This is a genomic window from Rhodopseudomonas sp. BR0M22 (genome assembly GCF_010907035.1).
GTDB lineage: Bacteria > Pseudomonadota > Alphaproteobacteria > Rhizobiales > Xanthobacteraceae > Rhodopseudomonas.
This window is the reverse complement of sequence record NZ_QUMK01000031.1, coordinates 44,125-59,693: the sequence shown is the minus strand read 5'-3', so window position 1 is coordinate 59,693 and position 15,569 is coordinate 44,125. Positions and strand designations below refer to the sequence as shown.

Genomic DNA, 15,569 nt, shown 5'->3' with positions numbered 1-15,569 from the left:
GCGTACTTACGCGATCTCCGCCAGCACCTTCTCCACCGCTTTCCGCTCCTCAGCCGTCAGCGCGGCTTGCGGCGGGATGGGGTCGCCGACGTCGTAGCCTTGCAGCGCCAGGCCGGCCTTGATGCAGGCGGCGAGGTTGAATTTGGCGAAGGCTTCGTTGACGCGCCACAGCTTGCGCTGCAGCTTCAAGGCCTCGTCCCAGCGCTGCGCCTTGCACAGCTCGTACAGCTGAACGCTCTGGCGCGGCGCAATGCAGGCAGGGCCCGCCATCCAGCCGACGCCGCCGATCAGCATCACCGCGGCAGGAATATGCGCCGAGGCCGAAAACACCTGCAACGCGTCGCCGCAGCGGTTGATGATCGACAACAGCCGCCCGGTATTGGTCGAGGCGTCCTTGATGTAGCGAATCCGCGGATGCTCGGCGAGCCGCGCGATCACGTCGAGCGTCAGATCCGAGCGCTGGAATTGCGGGTTGGTGTAGATCACCACCGGGATCTCGACAGCATCCGCGATGGCGCGGAAATAGCTTTCGATCTGCGCATCCTTGAGCGGGAAATACGCTTCGAGAATCGCCAGGATGCCGTCGGCGCCGAGCTTCTCGTACAATCTGGCCTGCGCCACCGCATCCGCCACCGAGGTCGAGGCGACGCCGGCCACCACCGGCACGCGGCGTTGCGCGGCCTCGATCGTCGCCCGCACCACCGCCTCGCGCTGCGCGGTGCCGAGATAGGCGAATTCCCCGGTCGAGCCGAGCGGCGTCAGCCCGTGCACACCGGCCTGGATCAGATCGTCGCACAGCCGGCCCATCACATCGGCGCGAACGCGACCCTCCGCATCGACCGGAGACACCAGATAAGGGAATACGCCGTGAAAATCCGCCATCATCCAATCCGTCACTTGTCCACATCCGGCCACCGGAACCGGTGCCCCTGCCTATCCAGCGCAATCCGCCCGGCGCCGCAAGGCGGAAACGTGCTAAGCTTGCCCGATCCTGCCCTGAACGAGACCTGCCGATGACCTCTGCCCCGCCCCGCGCCGCCAACCAGCAACCGCCGGTCGCGCCGCGCCGTCCGCATAGCTTCACCACCCACGGCATCACGCTGACCGACGACTATGCCTGGCTGAAGGATCCGAACTGGCAGGAGGTGCTGCGCGATCCGTCGCTGCTCGATCCGGACATCCGCACCTATCTCGAGGCCGAGAACGGCTACACCGACAGCGTGCTCGGCCACACCACGAGTTTGCAGAAGAAGCTGGTCGCCGAGATGCGCGGCCGGATCAAGGAGGACGATTCCAGCGTCCCGTCGCCGGATGGGCCTTACGCTTACTTGCGCAAATATCGCGAGGGCGGCCAGCATCCGCTGTACGGCCGCGTCGCGCGCGACGGCAGCGGCGAGATCGACATCATCCTCGACGGCGACGAGCTCGCCAAGGGCCACGACTACTTCCAGTTCGGCGACCGCCGGCATTCGCTCGATCATAGACTCGAAGGCTGGAGCGCCGACACCAAGGGCTCCGAATACTACACCATCCGCGTCCGCGACTGGGCGACCAAGCAGGACCTGGCCGACGTGGTCGAGGAGACCGACGGCGGCCTGGTGTGGACCGCGGATTCGAGCGCGTTCTTCTACGTCAAGCTCGACGACAACCACCGCCCGATGCAGGTTTGGCTGCACAAGCTCGGCACGAAGCAGGCCGACGATCTTCTGATCTACGAAGAGTCGGACTCCGGCTGGTTCACCCACATCCACGAAAGCACCAGCGGCCGGTTCTGCGTCATCGCCGGCGGCGATCACGAGACCTCCGAGCAGCGGCTGATCGACGTCTCCGATCCGACCGCGCCGCCGCGTCTGGTCGCCAAGCGCGAACTCGGCGTGCAGTATTCGCTCGGCGACCGCGGCGACGAACTGTTCATCCTCACCAATGCCGACGGCGCGATCGACTTCAAGATCGTTACCGCGCCGCTGGCTGAGCCGACCCGAGACAATTGGCGCGATTTGATCCCGCACCGCGCCGGCATCTATGTGATCGATTTCGATCTCACCACCGGCCACCTGATCCGGCTGGAGCGCGCCAATGCGCTGCCGTCGATCACCATCCGCGACCTGAAGACCGGCGATGAGCACGCCATCGCGTTCGCCGAGACCGCGTATTCGCTCGGCACCATCGGCGGCTACGAGTTCGACACCACGAACCTGCGGTTCTCGTATTCGTCGATGACCACGCCGTCGGAAGTCTACGACTACGACATGGCGACGCGGCAGCGGAGCTTGCGCAAACGCCAGGAGATTCCCTCCGGGCACAATCCGGCCGACTACGTCACCACCCGGATCATGGCGAAGGCGGACGACGGCGCCGAGGTGCCGGTGTCGATCCTGCATCGGGCCGGCCTCAAGCTCGACGGCGAGGCGCCGCTGCTGCTGTATGGCTATGGTTCCTACGGCCACGCGATGGGCGCCGGCTTTTCGGCCAATGCGCTGTCGCTGGTCGACCGCGGCTTCGTCTATGCGATCGCCCATATTCGCGGCGGCGCCGACAAGGGCTGGGGCTGGTATCTCGACGGCAAGCGCGAGAAGAAGACCAATTCGTTCGACGATTTCGCCGCCAGCGCCCGCGCCCTGATTGCAGCGAACTACACCTCGCCCAAGCGCATCGTCGCCCACGGCGGCAGCGCCGGCGGCATGCTGATGGGCGCGGTCGCCAATCGCGCCGGTGAGCTGTTCGCCGGCATCGTCGCCGAGGTGCCGTTCGTCGACGTGCTCAACACGATGCTCGATGACACCCTGCCGCTAACGCCTCCCGAGTGGCCGGAGTGGGGCAATCCGATTGCGAGCGAAGCCGACTTCAAGACCATCCTGTCGTATTCGCCCTACGATAACGTCGCGCCTAAGGAGTATCCGGCGATCCTGGCGATGGGCGGTCTCACCGACCCGCGCGTCACCTATTGGGAGCCCGCCAAATGGGTCGCGCGGCTGCGCGCCACCATGACCGGCGGCGGCCCGGTGCTGCTGCGCATCAACATGGGCGCCGGCCACGGCGGCGCCTCCGGCCGCTTCAGCCGCCTCGACGAGATCGCCATCGTCTACGCCTTTGCGCTGTGGGCGGTCGGCTTGGCTGACGCCGCGGCGTGAGCGTGGCATAAAGCCATTTAGACAACCTCTCCCCGTCATTGCGAGCGAAGCGAAGCAATCCAGAAGCGCCGAGCACTGAGCCTGGATTGCTTCGTCGCTCCGCTCCTCGCAATGACGGAGACCAACTAACAATTCATCAGGAAACAACCCGAGCACATCATGGCCGCACCCAAACCGCCCGGATTTGAAACCCTCAGCCTGCATGCCGGGCAGCATCCCGATCCGCTGACCGGCTCGCGCGCGGTGCCGATCTATCAGACGACGTCCTACGTGTTTCAGGACACCGACCACGCCGCGGCGCTGTTCAACATGGAGCGGCCCGGCCACCTCTACACGCGAATTTCCAACCCGACGATCGCGGTGCTGGAAGAGCGGATCGCCGCGCTGGAGAACGGCGTCGGCGCGGTCGCAACCGCGAGCGGCATGGCGGCGCTGCATCTGGCGATCGCCACGCTGCTGAATGCCGGCGATCACATCGTCGCGTCATCCTCGCTGTACGGCGGCACGATCAACCTCTTGGCGCACACGCTGCCGCGGTTTGGCATCACCACCAGTTTCGTGGCGCCGCGCGACCACGCCGGCCTCGCGGCGGCGATCCAGCCGAACACCCGGCTGATGATCGGCGAGACCATCGGCAATCCGGGCCTCGAAGTGCTCGACATCCCGAAGGTCGCGGCGATCGCTCACGCGGCGAAGATCCCGCTCTTGATCGACAACACCTTCGCGACCCCTTACCTGAGCAAGCCGATCGAGCTCGGCGCCGACATCGTGATGCATTCGGCAACCAAATGGCTCGGCGGCCACGGCATCGCGATCGGCGGCGTGCTGGTCGACGGCGGCCGGTTCGACTGGCGCGGCTCCGGCAAATTCCCGACGTTGACCGAGCCCTATGCCGGGTATCACGACGTCGTCTTCGACGAGCAATTCGGCCCGCCCGCCTTCGTCATCCGCGCGCGAATGGAAGGTCTTCGCGACTTCGGCGCGTGTCTTTCGCCGACCAACGCCTTCCAGCTGCTGCAGGGCATCGAGACGCTGCCGGTGCGGATGGATCGGCACGTCGCAAATACCAAAGCGGTGCTCGACTTCCTCCAGGCCAACAAGGCGGTCGATTGGGTGCTGCATCCGACGCTGGAACACCACCCGGACTACGAACTGGCCAAGACGCTGCTGCCGAACGGCGCCGGTTCGATCATTTCGTTCGGTATCAAGGGCGGCCGCGCCGCCGGGCGCAAGTTCATCGAAGCGCTGCGGCTGACCAGCCATCTCGCCAATGTCGGCGACGCCAAGACGCTGGTGATCCATCCGGCTTCGACCACGCATCAGCAGATGAGCGCCGAGCAGCTGAAGGCCGCCGGCATCGGCGAGGAGCTGATCCGGCTGTCGGTCGGTATCGAAACCGCCGACGACATCATCGCTGACCTGGCGCAGGCTCTGCGCGTTTCGCAGAAAGGCTGAGTCATGCAGATCAAGGTCAACGGAACAGATACCTTCGTTGCCACCGGCGGTAAGCCGTTCGATGCGTCGCTGCCGGCCGCGGTGTTCATCCACGGCGCCGGCTTCGATCGTTCGGTCTGGGCGCTGCAGACACGCTGGTTCGCGCATCACGACTACGCCGTGCTGGCGCCGGACCTGCCCGGCCACGGCCGCTCCGGCGGCGAGCCGCTGAAGACGATTGCCGAAATGGCCGACTGGATCGCCGCGCTGCTCGACGCCACGGGCGCGCAAGCTGCCAAGCTGATCGGCCATTCGATGGGCTCGCTGATCGCGCTGGAGACCGCCGCACGGCACCCGGCCAAGGTGGCGTCACTGGCGCTGATCGGCACCACCTCGACGATGGCGGTCGGCCCCGACCTGCTCAAAGCCGCCGAGGCCAACGATCCCGCGGCAGTTGCGATGATGACGATCTGGGGCCTCGGCCCGGATGCGGAGGTCGGCGGCAACCTCGCTCCCGGCCTGTGGATGCACGGCGGATCGGTGCGCGTGCTTGAAGCCAACAAGCCCGGCGTGATCTTCAACGATCTGTCGGCGTGTAACGACTACAAGGACGCTCTGACCGCTGCGGCGAAGGTGACCGTGCCGACACTGTTCATCCTCGGCGAACGCGACATGATGACCCCGACCAAGAACGGCAAGACGCTGGCCGCCGCGATTGCGGATTCACGCACCGTGATCCTGAAAGGCGCCGGCCATACGATGATGGTCGAGCGCCCGGACGAGGTACTGAAGGCGCTGCAACACTGATCGCGACGGCCGGTGCGGCGCGACGAAGCCTCGCCGCACCGGCCCCGCGTCAGGACGCGACGCCGAGAAAGTCGCGGGCCATGCCCGGGTTGGCGGTGAGATCGGCCGGGGTGCCTTCGAAGACGACGTGACCGTTGTTGAGGCCGTAGACCCGGTTGGCGAAGCTGAGCGCGGCAGCGACATTCTGCTCGACCACGATCATGGTCCGTCCTTCCGCGGCAAGATCGCGTGCGACCGCGACCAGGTCGCGCACGATCAACGGCGCGAGACCTTCGAACGGCTCGTCGAGCAGGATGATGCGCGCATCGCGGATCAACGCGCGGGCGATCGCCAGCATCTGCTGCTCGCCCCCGGACAGCGAGCGTCCCGCCGATTTGCGCCGCTCCTTGAGCCGCGGAAACACCTCGTAGATTCGATCGAACGTCCAGGCTTTCGGGGCAGTAAGCGCCGCGATGCGCAAGTTCTCCTCGACCGTAAGGCCGCCGAAGATGGCGCGTTCTTCGGGGACGAGCTGAACGCCCTTGGCGGCAATCGCCGACGGCGGCAAACCGCCGATCGGCTTGCCGTCCAGCCGGATGGCGCCGTCCCGTGGCGACAGCACGCCCATGATCGAACGCAAGGTGGTCGTCTTGCCGGCGCCGTTGCGGCCCAGCAAGGCCACCACCTCGCCCTGCTCGACCCGGATCGACAGGTCGAACAGCACATGGGAGTCACCGTACAGCGTGTTGATGCGGTCGACTTCAAGCAGGCTCATGCGCGTGCAGCCCTCCGAGATAAGCCTCCTGGACCGCCGGGTCGCGGCGGACCTCGTCGGCCGTGCCGTCCGCCAGCAGGCGCCCCTCGTAAAGCACGGTGATGCGCTCGGCGAGGCCGAAGATCGCGTCCAGATCGTGCTCGACAATGACGACGGTGCGGGCTCGCGCAATGTCGCGAATGAAGGCGCAGGTCGCAGCGCGTTCCGCCGGACTCATGCCGGCCAGCGGCTCGTCGAGTAGCAGGACGTTCGGACTGGTCGCCAGCGCCATGCCGATTTCGAGACGTCGCTTCTCGCCATAAGCCAGCACATGCGCCGGCGTATCGGCGCGCTCGACGAGGTCGAGCTGATCCAGGATGACGGCGATCTGGGCTTCGACGTCCGGCAGACTATCCGCCGGCCGCAGCAGATCGAAGCGCAAGGGGCCGCGGCCGCGCGCCAAGGCTGCGATCCGCAGGTTGTCGCGCACCGACAGGTTGGGGAACAACTGATTGAGCTGATTGCTCTTGGCGACGCCGCGCTGGGCCGCACGGCTGACGCCAACTCCGGTCAACCTCTCGCCGAACAGCAGCACTTCGCCCGACGACGGACTGATCTCGTCGAGCAGCATTTTGAACAGCGTGCTCTTGCCGGCGCCGTTCGGGCCGATCACGGCATGGATCGATCCCCGGCGGACCTTGAAGGACACGCCGTCGACCGCGCGCAGGCCGCCATAGTATCGCGCCAGCGATCGCGCCTCGAGCGCGACCTCTCCGTCGCCGGTCGCGGGTTCGGCGAGCGACAGAGCGACATCCCTGCGCCTCAGCTCCTCGCCCGCCACGGCATCGATGTTGTGCGCCTCGATTGCCTCGGTTCGCGCCTCGGCGGCGCGCAGCGCGGCCTGATTGCGGCGTTCGCTCCACCAATGCACGATCTCGCCGCAGACACCGCGGCGCAGCCCGATCACCAGCACGATGAACGCGATGCCGAGCACCAACTTCCAAAGCATGGCAAGACCGGGGATCAGTTGCAGGTTGTCGCGCAGCCACAGCCACACCGCTGCGCCGACCAGCGGTCCAATCAGGGTGCCGGCACCGCCGACGATGGTCTGCACCACCAATTGTCCGGATGTCTCGAGCGAGAACGCGTCGGGCGGCATATAGCTCTGGAACGAGCCGAGCAATCCCCCGGCGAGGCCGGCGTATAGTGCGGCGATGACGAACGCGGTCAGCTTGTAGGCGCGCACGTCGTGGCCGAGCATCGCGACGCGTCCGGTGTTCTCCTTGATGGCCAGCAGAATGGCGCCCACCGGGGAGCGCACGATGCGCCTTGCCAGCACGTAGCCTAAAAAGAAAATCACCGCGAACAGCACGTACATCGGCAATCCGGCGCTGATCCGGAACGCATCGGCGCCGAAGCCGAGTGTCGGTGCCGGCACGCCGGGGATCCCGTTCTCGCCACCGGTGTAATCCGACAACGGCGAATTCTCGATGAAATAGGCCATCTGGCCGAACGCCAGCGTGATCATCGTGAAGTAAATGCCGATCCGCCGGACCGCGAACCAGCCGACCACGAGACCGAAGACCCCGGCTGACGTCGTCCCCGCAAGCAGCGCGAGCCAGACGCTCCCTACAGCACCGGACACCAGCAGATAGGCCGTCACGAAGCCGCCGACACCGTAGAACGCCGCCTGGCCAAACGACAACAGCCCTGTCAGGCCGAACAGGATATCAAAGCCGAGGCCGATCAGCCCCCAGTTCAGCACCCGCGTCAGCAAGTCGGTCGAGAACCCGAGCGGATTCAGCGCCAGAGGAGCGAGCACCAGCGTCAGCAGGACGAGGCCTTCCGGAACGTATCTGATCGCCCGCTTCATGCCCGGCCTTCCGTACCGAACAGCCCTTGCGGACGCAGTACCAGCAACAGCGCCATCAACGCGTAGAGCATCACTTCCGAGTAGGAGGAGTTGAACGCACTGGTGAGACTGATGATCTCGCCCGCGATCAGGCCGCCGACGATGGCGCCTGGGAACGAGCCGAGACCACCGAGCACGATCACGACGAAGGATTGCGCCATGAAGTTCGCGCCCATATCCGGCGCCACCGCGACCACGGGGGCATACAGCATGCCGGCGAGGCCGACCGCGACAATGCCGATCGCGAACACCAGAAGGAAGGCACGGCGGACATTGATGCCGAGAATTCCGACCATCACCGGATTTTCGATCCCGGCACGCACGACCAGGCCCATCGAGGTGCGGTACAACACCAGATAGAGGGCGAGCAGCAACCCGGCGATGATCGCGATCAGTTGCAGCCGATAGGTCGGGTAGATCAGGAAGCCGAGCTGCGTAGCGCCCTGCCCCCAGGACGGCACGGGCACGCGTTGGGCGTTGCCGCCAAATCCGGCCCGGATGCACTCCACCAGCACGATGCCGATGCCGTAGGTCACGAGGATCTGGTCTTCGTGCGGCCGGTCGTAAAAATAGCGGATGATGACGCGCTCCAGCACGAAGCCGAGCACCAGCATGAAGCCGCAGCCGACCACGATCGCCAGCACGAACGACGAGGTGTATTGCAGCATCACGAAGGCGGTGTAGGCGCCCACGGCGAACAGCGCGCCGTGGGCAAAATTGAGCACGCCGAGCGTGCCGAGAATGATCGTCAACCCACTGCTGACAAGTGCCAGAAGTGAGCCGAGTGCCAAGCCGTTGAAGGCCTGCGAAATCAGAACGGGCCAGCTCGGCATGACGATCCTCAGGTGTAGGGGCCGAGCTTGCAGCCGAACAGGTCCGGCGGATTCATCACATCCTCGCCGTCGACCAGTTCGACGATGTCGTAGAAGTCTTCCTTGTGCTTCATATCCGCCGGCTTCTTGCCGCGCAGAATCGGGATCGGGCGCACCATCTGATGGTCCTCGGCGCGGAAATAGACTTTGCCGATCGTCGTGACGTAGGGCTCCGCTTTGGAATTCTCCATCACCTTGATGACGTCCACCGGATTGAAGGTATTGGCACGCTCGACCGACATCGCCCACAGATAGGTCTGCATGTAGCCGATATGTGCCCCCCAGCGCGGATGGTAATTGTTCTGCGCCACGAAGCTGTCGACGAACGTCTTAGCGAGCGGGAACTTGTCCTGCAGACCAAACCAGAAATCGCAGCTGCCGTAGACCCCCTGCATCAACTCGGCGCCGAGCTCCTTGTCCTGGAATGACGACAGATTGGGCACGACGAGCTTCATCCGCTTGAGCACCCCGAACTGCTCGGCCTGCTTGGTCGAGGCGACGGAGTCGGCACCGAAGGCGATGTTGACGAACACATCGGCGCCGCTGTTGGCGATGTTGAGCAACGCCGAAGAGTAGTCTGTGGTCCCGAGCGGCACCACTTCCTTGGCCACCTGCTTCCAGCCCTGCTCGGTCGCGAACTTGGCGAAGCTGTCATACACGCTGTGGCCGTAGGTGTAGTCGGGCACCAGGAAGGCCATTTTGATATTCTTGCCGAGCGCCTTCGCCACCACCGGAGCGAGGCCCTTGGCCGCCATATAGGCGTTCTGCTGCGAGCGGAATCCGTAGCGCTGACAGTTCTTTCCGGTGATGTCGTTGGAGCCGGCGATGCCGACCATGTACAATACCTTCTCACGCGAGCCGAGCTCTTCCAGCGCGATCGCGCTCGAGCTGGACACCGAGCCCGACACCATGATGGCCTTGTCGCGCTGGATGAACTGCGTCGCGCTCTGCACGTCGAGGTTCGGCTTGCCCTCGGTGTCCGAGATCTTGTGGCGAATCTGCCGGCCCAGCACACCCTTGCCCTTGAGTCCCCATTGCTGCGCGATCTCGCTACCGGCGTTGATCTGCGCGATCGCCAACTCATAGCCGAGCTTGAGATCGCCGCCATCGCCCGAGAAAACCCCGGTGAGCGGAATGGTCAGGCCTACGAACACCGAGTCGGCCGAAACACCTGCCGGAAAGGTCCCGATCGCCGCCGGCGATTGCGCAAATGCACTTCCAGGAAGCGCGAGCCCGGCTGCGGCGCCGACTCCTCCGAGCAAAAGCTGCCGACGGTCAAACTGCATATCACCACCTCTACGAGTTGAATCACCGCCACCATCGGCAGTGAACTGCGGTTTGGGGAAACGCCCCCGGCGAAGTTAAAGCCCCGCGGGCACAGCGTTCGGCGCGCGCCCGAGCTTGTCGTCCGCATCATCCCCGGCTGCGGGGAGCGGCAGATCATCGATGAACGTTGCCGGCGTCAGCCGGCGGCGGCTGATGCTGACGGCGAAAACGTCGAACCGGTTGTAGTAACCGACCACGTCGTGAAATTGTTTGGGCTCGACGCATCGGTTGAGATCGATGTCGGCATACAGAATGCCCTCGTCCTCGCACAGCGCTTCACCGATCTGCTCGCCTGTCGGATCCAAGAAGAATGTCGCCGCGCGCGGCGTGCCGTCGAGCACGGCTGCGGCCGACGGATCGCGCGCCACCAGCATGTCGCGCGCGGCCTTGTCGAGCACGCCGGACGTGACGAGACCAAAAACTTTCGCTTCGAAGCAATGCGCGCTGGCGCGAATCCGGGTCGCCGCCGCGATGTGATAATTGCCGCCTTCGGCCGGACGCCGGGTCGGCCAGACCGGTGGCCAGCTCGAGATATGAAATTGTTCGCCTTGCGCCATCAATGCATAGCGCGCCAGCGGATTGGTGTTTTCGCCGCAGATCAGTTGACCGATCTTGCCGAGCCGCGTGTCGACGACGCGGAGACCCGCGCCGTCACCGGCGCTCCAGATCAGCTTCTCGTAGAAGGTCGGAACCAGCTTACGGTGATGGTTGAGGATCTCGCCGTCCTCGCCGATCAGTAGATTGGAGTTCCAGATGCCCCCCACACTGGCCGGCGATTTCTCGCTGATACCGATCGACACCACGACGCCGAGCCGCCGCGCCTCGTCCCGGATCGCTTTCACCTCGGGACCATCGATCAGCACCGACTGATCCGCCATCCGCACGAACAGATCGTGGTTGTCGATCGGCGCCCACAAAGCCGCCCAAACCGGAAACGCCGGGATGTAAGTCTCCGGAAATGCAACCAGCTCCGCACCCGCGGCGACTGCCTCACGGATGAGCGAGATCGCCTTTTTTGTAGTCGCAGCCTTGTCGAGGAATACAGGCGCGGCGTGTATCGCAGCGGCTTTGAAGTGAGGAAGCATGTTGTCGTCCTTGGTTTCGAGCAGGCTAGGTCGCCTCCGCGGACGATGGGTAGAGGCAATCCTGCAACCCGGCTTGCAGTCGGCGACACTTCGCCTCCCCGGCTCCGATTGGCACAGCTTTTGCCGGTACGAAGCCATGACAGAGTTCAATTCACTCGACTGGGACGACCTGAAAGTGTTCCTGCATGCGGCCCGCGGCGGCAGCCTGGGCAGCGCGGCGCGACGACTGAAGGTCGACCAATCCACCATCAGTCGGAAAATCGCCCATCTCGAAAGCACGCTCGGGATCGCACTGTTCGAGCGGCTTCCCTCAGGACTACGCGTCACCGAGCTCGGCGACCGACTGCTCTGCCATGCCGAGCGGATCGAGAGCGCCGTGATCGCGATGCGCGAGGACGTGCAATGCAGCGGTGGCCGAACGGCGGGCCGCGTCCGGCTGGCGACAATGGAAGGGATCGCGTCGCTGTATCTGGCCGCTCAATTCTCGCGGCTGCACCGCCAACATCCAAATCTGATCGTGGAGTTGTTGACGTCGCCGCAAGCCGTCTCGGTCAACCGCCGCGAAGCCGACCTCTTCCTCAGCTTCTTTCAACCCCGCGGCCAGGGCATGGTCTCCGAACGCATCGGTTGCTTCGAGCTCGGCCTGTACGCATCAGAGGACTACATCGCGCAGAACGGCTTGCCCCGCTCTGCCGCAGATCTCAAGCGACACCGTTTCATCACCTATATCGACGACCTCATCCAGCTCGATTCGGTGCGCTGGCTCGACGACGTCATCAAGAACCCCGTGGTGAGTTTTCATTCCAACAGTATGATCGCGCAGATGAACGCCGCCGCTGGCGGCCTCGGGCTGGTGCTGTTGCCGAGCTTCGCCGCCAAGGGCCGCTGCGACCTGATACCAGTTCTCCACGATCGGATGTCGACGTCGCGCGAATTGTGGATCAACGTGCATACCGACCTGCAATTCGTGCCGCGCATCCGCGCAGTGTCGAGCTTCCTGAGGGCGACTTTCAAGGCCGATCAGATGATGCAGGTCGATACCTCGGGGAAGAAGCTGTTGAATGCGCTGCTCGACACCGAGACGGCGGTCTCCGCGGTCCGCAGCCATTGAACGGGATGCGTCCGCGGGACCATGACGAGCATCGGCGTGACGTGACGCGACCGATGATCACCGGTCGCGTCCGTCTTCCTTTCCGAACACCCGGCTCGCCAGGACGTCGCCCGCTTCGATCGTCATGATGTCCTCGGCGGTCAGCGAGCGGTCGAGGTCGGCGATCAGGCGGTTGGCCTGGCGGAGGCGGATGCGGTCGAGGGCGTTGCGGATCGAGCGGGCGTTGGCGAACAGCGGCTGGGTCTTGCGGATGCCGATGTAGCGCTCGAACGCGGCCTTCGCTTCGGGGGCGAAGTGATAGTTCTGCTCGTTCAGCATGCCTTCGGCGATCGTCAGCAGTTCGCCGTCGGTGTAGTCCGGGAAGTCGATATGGTGGGCGATCCGCGAGCGGAAGCCGGGATTGCTCTGGAAGAACTTCTCCATCCGGTCGGCATAGCCGGCCAGGATCACCACCAGATCGTCGCGCTGGTTCTCCATCACCTGGAGCAGGATCTCGATCGCTTCCTGGCCGTAGTCGCGCTCGTTCTCCGGGCGATACAGATAGTAGGCCTCATCGATGAACAGCACGCCGCCCATCGCCTTCTTCAGCACTTCCTTGGTCTTGGGCGCGGTGTGGCCGATATATTGGCCGACCAGTTCGTCGCGGGTCACCGAGACGACGTGGCCGCGGCGCACGAAGCCGAGCTTGTGCAGGATCGAGGCGATGCGCAGCGCCACCGTGGTCTTGCCGGTGCCGGGATTGCCGGTGAACGACATGTGCAGCGTCGGGTTGCCGGTGGCGAGCCCCATCCGCTTGCGCAGGCGTTCGACCAGCAGAAGCGCCGCGATCTCGCGGATGCGGGTCTTGACCGGCTTGAGCCCGACCAGCTCGCGATCGAGCTGATCCAGCACCTCGCCGATGCCCACCTCGTTGAACTCGGCGCGGAGATCGACGCGCGCGGGCGGCGCGTCGTCTCCATTGGGTGTCGTTGCTGTCGCGTCCACGATCAGCCTCCGTAGCGGCGGCCTTCAGGCTTGTCGGCCGAATAGGCGCGCGTGGTGTACCGCATGTTGCGGCCGTCGGACTCCTGACGGTCGAGCCGGAAGCCGGGCTCGTCCTTCGGACGGTTGACGATGAACGACAGCCGCACCGATTCCCAGCCATGCGAGGAGTCGAACGCCGACAGCCGGATGTAGCGGTCGCCGTAGATCTTGCGGCATTCGTTCAGTTCCATCATCACGCCAGCGGCGTCCTGCAGATCGAACATCGGCAAGCCCCACATCTCCCAATAGGTGTTGCGGGGATGCGGATCGTCGGTGAATTCGAGGTTCACCGCCCAGCCCTTGGACAGCGCGTATTGCACCTGGGCGGCGATCTGCTCGTCGGTGAGATCGGGCAGGAACGAGAAACAGCCTTGGGTCAGTCGCATTGGAAATTGCTCCTTGGTTGGCGCAAATCGAGTGTCGCGTCATTGCGAGCAAAGCGAAGCAATCCAGCGCAGTGCACCGGGCTTCTGGATTGCTTCGTCGCTTCGCTCATCGCAATGACGGGTCAAGGCCTATCGGCCGGGTTGAGGTTGTTAGACCGAGACCGACGGGGTTGGCGCGTAGTCGGGGGTGTCGGTGGATTCGTAGTTGAAGGTCACGTTCTTCCAGGTGTCGAGCGCGGCCTTCAGCGGCGTACAGGTCTGCGCCGCCTTGGCGAGGATTTCCGGACCTTCGTGCAGATAGTCGCGGCCCTCGTTGCGGGCGAGGATCATGGCTTCCAGCGCGACGCGGTTGGCGGTGGCACCGGCTGCGATGCCCATCGGGTGGCCGATGGTGCCGCCGCCGAACTGCAGCACGACGTCTTCGCCGAGCAGATGGAGCAACTGGTGCATCTGGCCGGCGTGGATGCCGCCCGACGCCACCGGCATCAGCTTGTTGAGGCTGGCCCAATGCTGGTCGAAGAACAGGCCGTTCTCCAGCGCCATCGGGTTGAAGTCCTCGCGGCAGATGTCGTAGTAGCCCTTGGTGGTCGCCGGATCGCCCTCCAGCTTGCCGACCACGGTGCCGGCATGGATGTGATCGACGCCGGCGAGCCGCATCCACTTGGCGATGACGCGGAACGACACGCCGTGATTGCGCTGCCGCGTGTAGGTCGAGTGACCGGCACGATGCAGATGCAGGATCATGTCGTTCTTGCGCGCCCACTTGGCCATCGACTGGATCGCGGTGTAGCCGATCACGAGGTCGATCATCACGATGATCGAGCCGAGCTCCTTGGCGTATTCAGCGCGCTCGTACATGTCCTCCATCGTCGCCGCGGTGACGTTGAGGTAGGTGCCCTTGATCTCGCCGGTCTGCGCCTGCGCCTTGTTGACCGCCTCCATGCAGTACAGGAAGCGCTCGCGCCAATGCATGAACGGCTGCGAGTTGATGTTCTCGTCGTCCTTGGTGAAGTCGAGACCGCCCTTCAGCGCCTCGTACACCACGCGGCCGTAGTTGCGGCCCGACAGGCCGAGCTTCGGCTTGACGGTGGCCCCGAGAAGCGGCCGGCCGAACTTGTCCATGCGCTCGCGCTCGACCACGATGCCGGTCGCAGGGCCCTGGAAGGTCTTCACATAGGCGATCGGCAGCCGCATATCCTCGAGCCGCAGCGCCTTCAGCGGCTTGAAGCCGAACACGTTGCCGATGATCGAGGCGGTCAGGTTGGCGATCGAACCAGCCTCGAACAGATCGAGATCGTAAGCGATGTAGGCGAAGTACTGGCCGGGAGAATTCGGCACCGGATCGACCCGGTAGCACTTGGCGCGATACTTCTCGGCCGCGGTCAGGCGGTCGGTCCACACCACCGTCCAGGTCGCGGTGGACGATTCACCGGCGACCGCCGCGGACGCTTCGATCGGATCGACGCCGTCCTGCGGGGTGACGCGGAACAGCGCGATGACGTCGGTGTCCTTCGGCTCGTAGTCGGGCTCCCAATAGCCCATCTTCTTGTATTCCATCACGCCGGACTTGTAGCGGTCCTTGCCACGGATAGTGACTGCTTCGTTCATCGCGTCCTCCTCGGGTGTCGTGAACGGCCGGTCGGCCGAAACGGTCGACGCCGTTATCGAGGTCGAGGCGCGGGGAGCGGCCCGGTTCGATCGGCGTCGCGAATGCGTTGCGGACCGAATTGATCACACGCGACAAAATAA

The 15,569-nt window shown here is 64.7% G+C and carries 13 protein-coding genes; 4 read left to right on the top strand and 9 right to left on the bottom strand.

Annotation, left to right across the window (positions count from 1 at the left end):
- Positions 1 to 6 precede the first annotated feature (6 nt).
- Positions 7 to 882, bottom strand: a complete 876-nt coding sequence (locus tag DY468_RS12235) for a dihydrodipicolinate synthase family protein (protein ID WP_164605079.1) — start codon at positions 880 to 882, stop codon at positions 7 to 9.
- A 131-nt stretch (positions 883 to 1,013) separates the two neighbouring features.
- Between DY468_RS12235 and DY468_RS12230 the strand changes: the two genes are divergently transcribed.
- From DY468_RS12230 to DY468_RS12220, 3 genes are all read left to right on the top strand, one after another.
- A complete protein-coding gene (locus DY468_RS12230) occupies positions 1,014 to 3,131 on the top strand; it encodes a S9 family peptidase (RefSeq protein ID WP_164605078.1) in 2,118 nt (705 codons plus the stop codon).
- Positions 3,132 to 3,290: 159 nt separating this feature from the next.
- Positions 3,291 to 4,586: an O-acetylhomoserine aminocarboxypropyltransferase gene (locus DY468_RS12225; protein WP_164605077.1), complete on the top strand. Its 1,296-nt coding sequence runs from the start codon at positions 3,291 to 3,293 to the stop codon at positions 4,584 to 4,586.
- A gap of 3 nt (positions 4,587 to 4,589) precedes the next feature.
- Positions 4,590 to 5,372: an alpha/beta fold hydrolase gene (locus DY468_RS12220; protein ID WP_164605076.1), complete on the top strand. Its 783-nt coding sequence runs from the start codon at positions 4,590 to 4,592 to the stop codon at positions 5,370 to 5,372.
- Between the two features lie 49 nt (positions 5,373 to 5,421).
- On the opposite strand, the gene DY468_RS12215 is transcribed toward DY468_RS12220, so the two are convergent.
- From DY468_RS12215 to DY468_RS12195, 5 genes are all read right to left on the bottom strand, one after another.
- The gene (locus tag DY468_RS12215) at positions 5,422 to 6,126 is read right to left on the bottom strand and encodes an ABC transporter ATP-binding protein (RefSeq protein WP_164605075.1); all 705 of its coding nucleotides are present in this window, start codon (positions 6,124 to 6,126) and stop codon (positions 5,422 to 5,424) included.
- Positions 6,113 to 7,978 carry a branched-chain amino acid ABC transporter ATP-binding protein/permease gene (locus tag DY468_RS12210; protein WP_164605074.1) on the bottom strand — a complete coding sequence of 622 codons (1,866 nt, stop codon included), beginning with the start codon at positions 7,976 to 7,978 and terminating at the stop codon, positions 6,113 to 6,115. The genes DY468_RS12215 and DY468_RS12210 overlap by 14 nt, the downstream gene beginning before the upstream one ends.
- Complete coding sequence (locus DY468_RS12205; protein WP_164605073.1) at positions 7,975 to 8,850, bottom strand: branched-chain amino acid ABC transporter permease; 876 nt, start codon at positions 8,848 to 8,850, stop codon at positions 7,975 to 7,977. The genes DY468_RS12210 and DY468_RS12205 overlap by 4 nt, the downstream gene beginning before the upstream one ends.
- A gap of 8 nt (positions 8,851 to 8,858) precedes the next feature.
- Positions 8,859 to 10,175, bottom strand: a complete 1,317-nt coding sequence (locus DY468_RS12200; RefSeq protein ID WP_164605072.1) for an ABC transporter substrate-binding protein — start codon at positions 10,173 to 10,175, stop codon at positions 8,859 to 8,861.
- 75 nt (positions 10,176 to 10,250) lie between these two features.
- On the bottom strand, positions 10,251 to 11,300 hold the full coding sequence (locus DY468_RS12195) for a carbon-nitrogen hydrolase family protein (protein WP_164605071.1): 1,050 nt from the start codon (positions 11,298 to 11,300) through the stop codon (positions 10,251 to 10,253).
- Between the two features lie 136 nt (positions 11,301 to 11,436).
- Between DY468_RS12195 and DY468_RS12190 the strand changes: the two genes are divergently transcribed.
- Positions 11,437 to 12,411 (top strand): LysR family transcriptional regulator, encoded by a 975-nt coding sequence (locus DY468_RS12190; protein ID WP_164605084.1) that lies wholly within the window; start codon positions 11,437 to 11,439, stop codon positions 12,409 to 12,411.
- Positions 12,412 to 12,468: 57 nt separating this feature from the next.
- Here DY468_RS12190 and cbbX read toward each other — a convergent pair whose 3' ends face one another.
- From cbbX to DY468_RS12175, 3 genes are all read right to left on the bottom strand, one after another.
- Positions 12,469 to 13,395: a CbbX protein gene (gene cbbX / locus DY468_RS12185; RefSeq protein ID WP_164605070.1), complete on the bottom strand. Its 927-nt coding sequence runs from the start codon at positions 13,393 to 13,395 to the stop codon at positions 12,469 to 12,471.
- Between the two features lie 2 nt (positions 13,396 to 13,397).
- Entirely contained in the window at positions 13,398 to 13,820 is a 423-nt protein-coding gene (locus DY468_RS12180) for a ribulose bisphosphate carboxylase small subunit (RefSeq protein ID WP_013503624.1), read from the bottom strand.
- Between the two features lie 150 nt (positions 13,821 to 13,970).
- Positions 13,971 to 15,428 carry a form I ribulose bisphosphate carboxylase large subunit gene (locus DY468_RS12175; protein ID WP_164605069.1) on the bottom strand — a complete coding sequence of 486 codons (1,458 nt, stop codon included), beginning with the start codon at positions 15,426 to 15,428 and terminating at the stop codon, positions 13,971 to 13,973.
- Positions 15,429 to 15,569 lie beyond the last annotated feature (141 nt).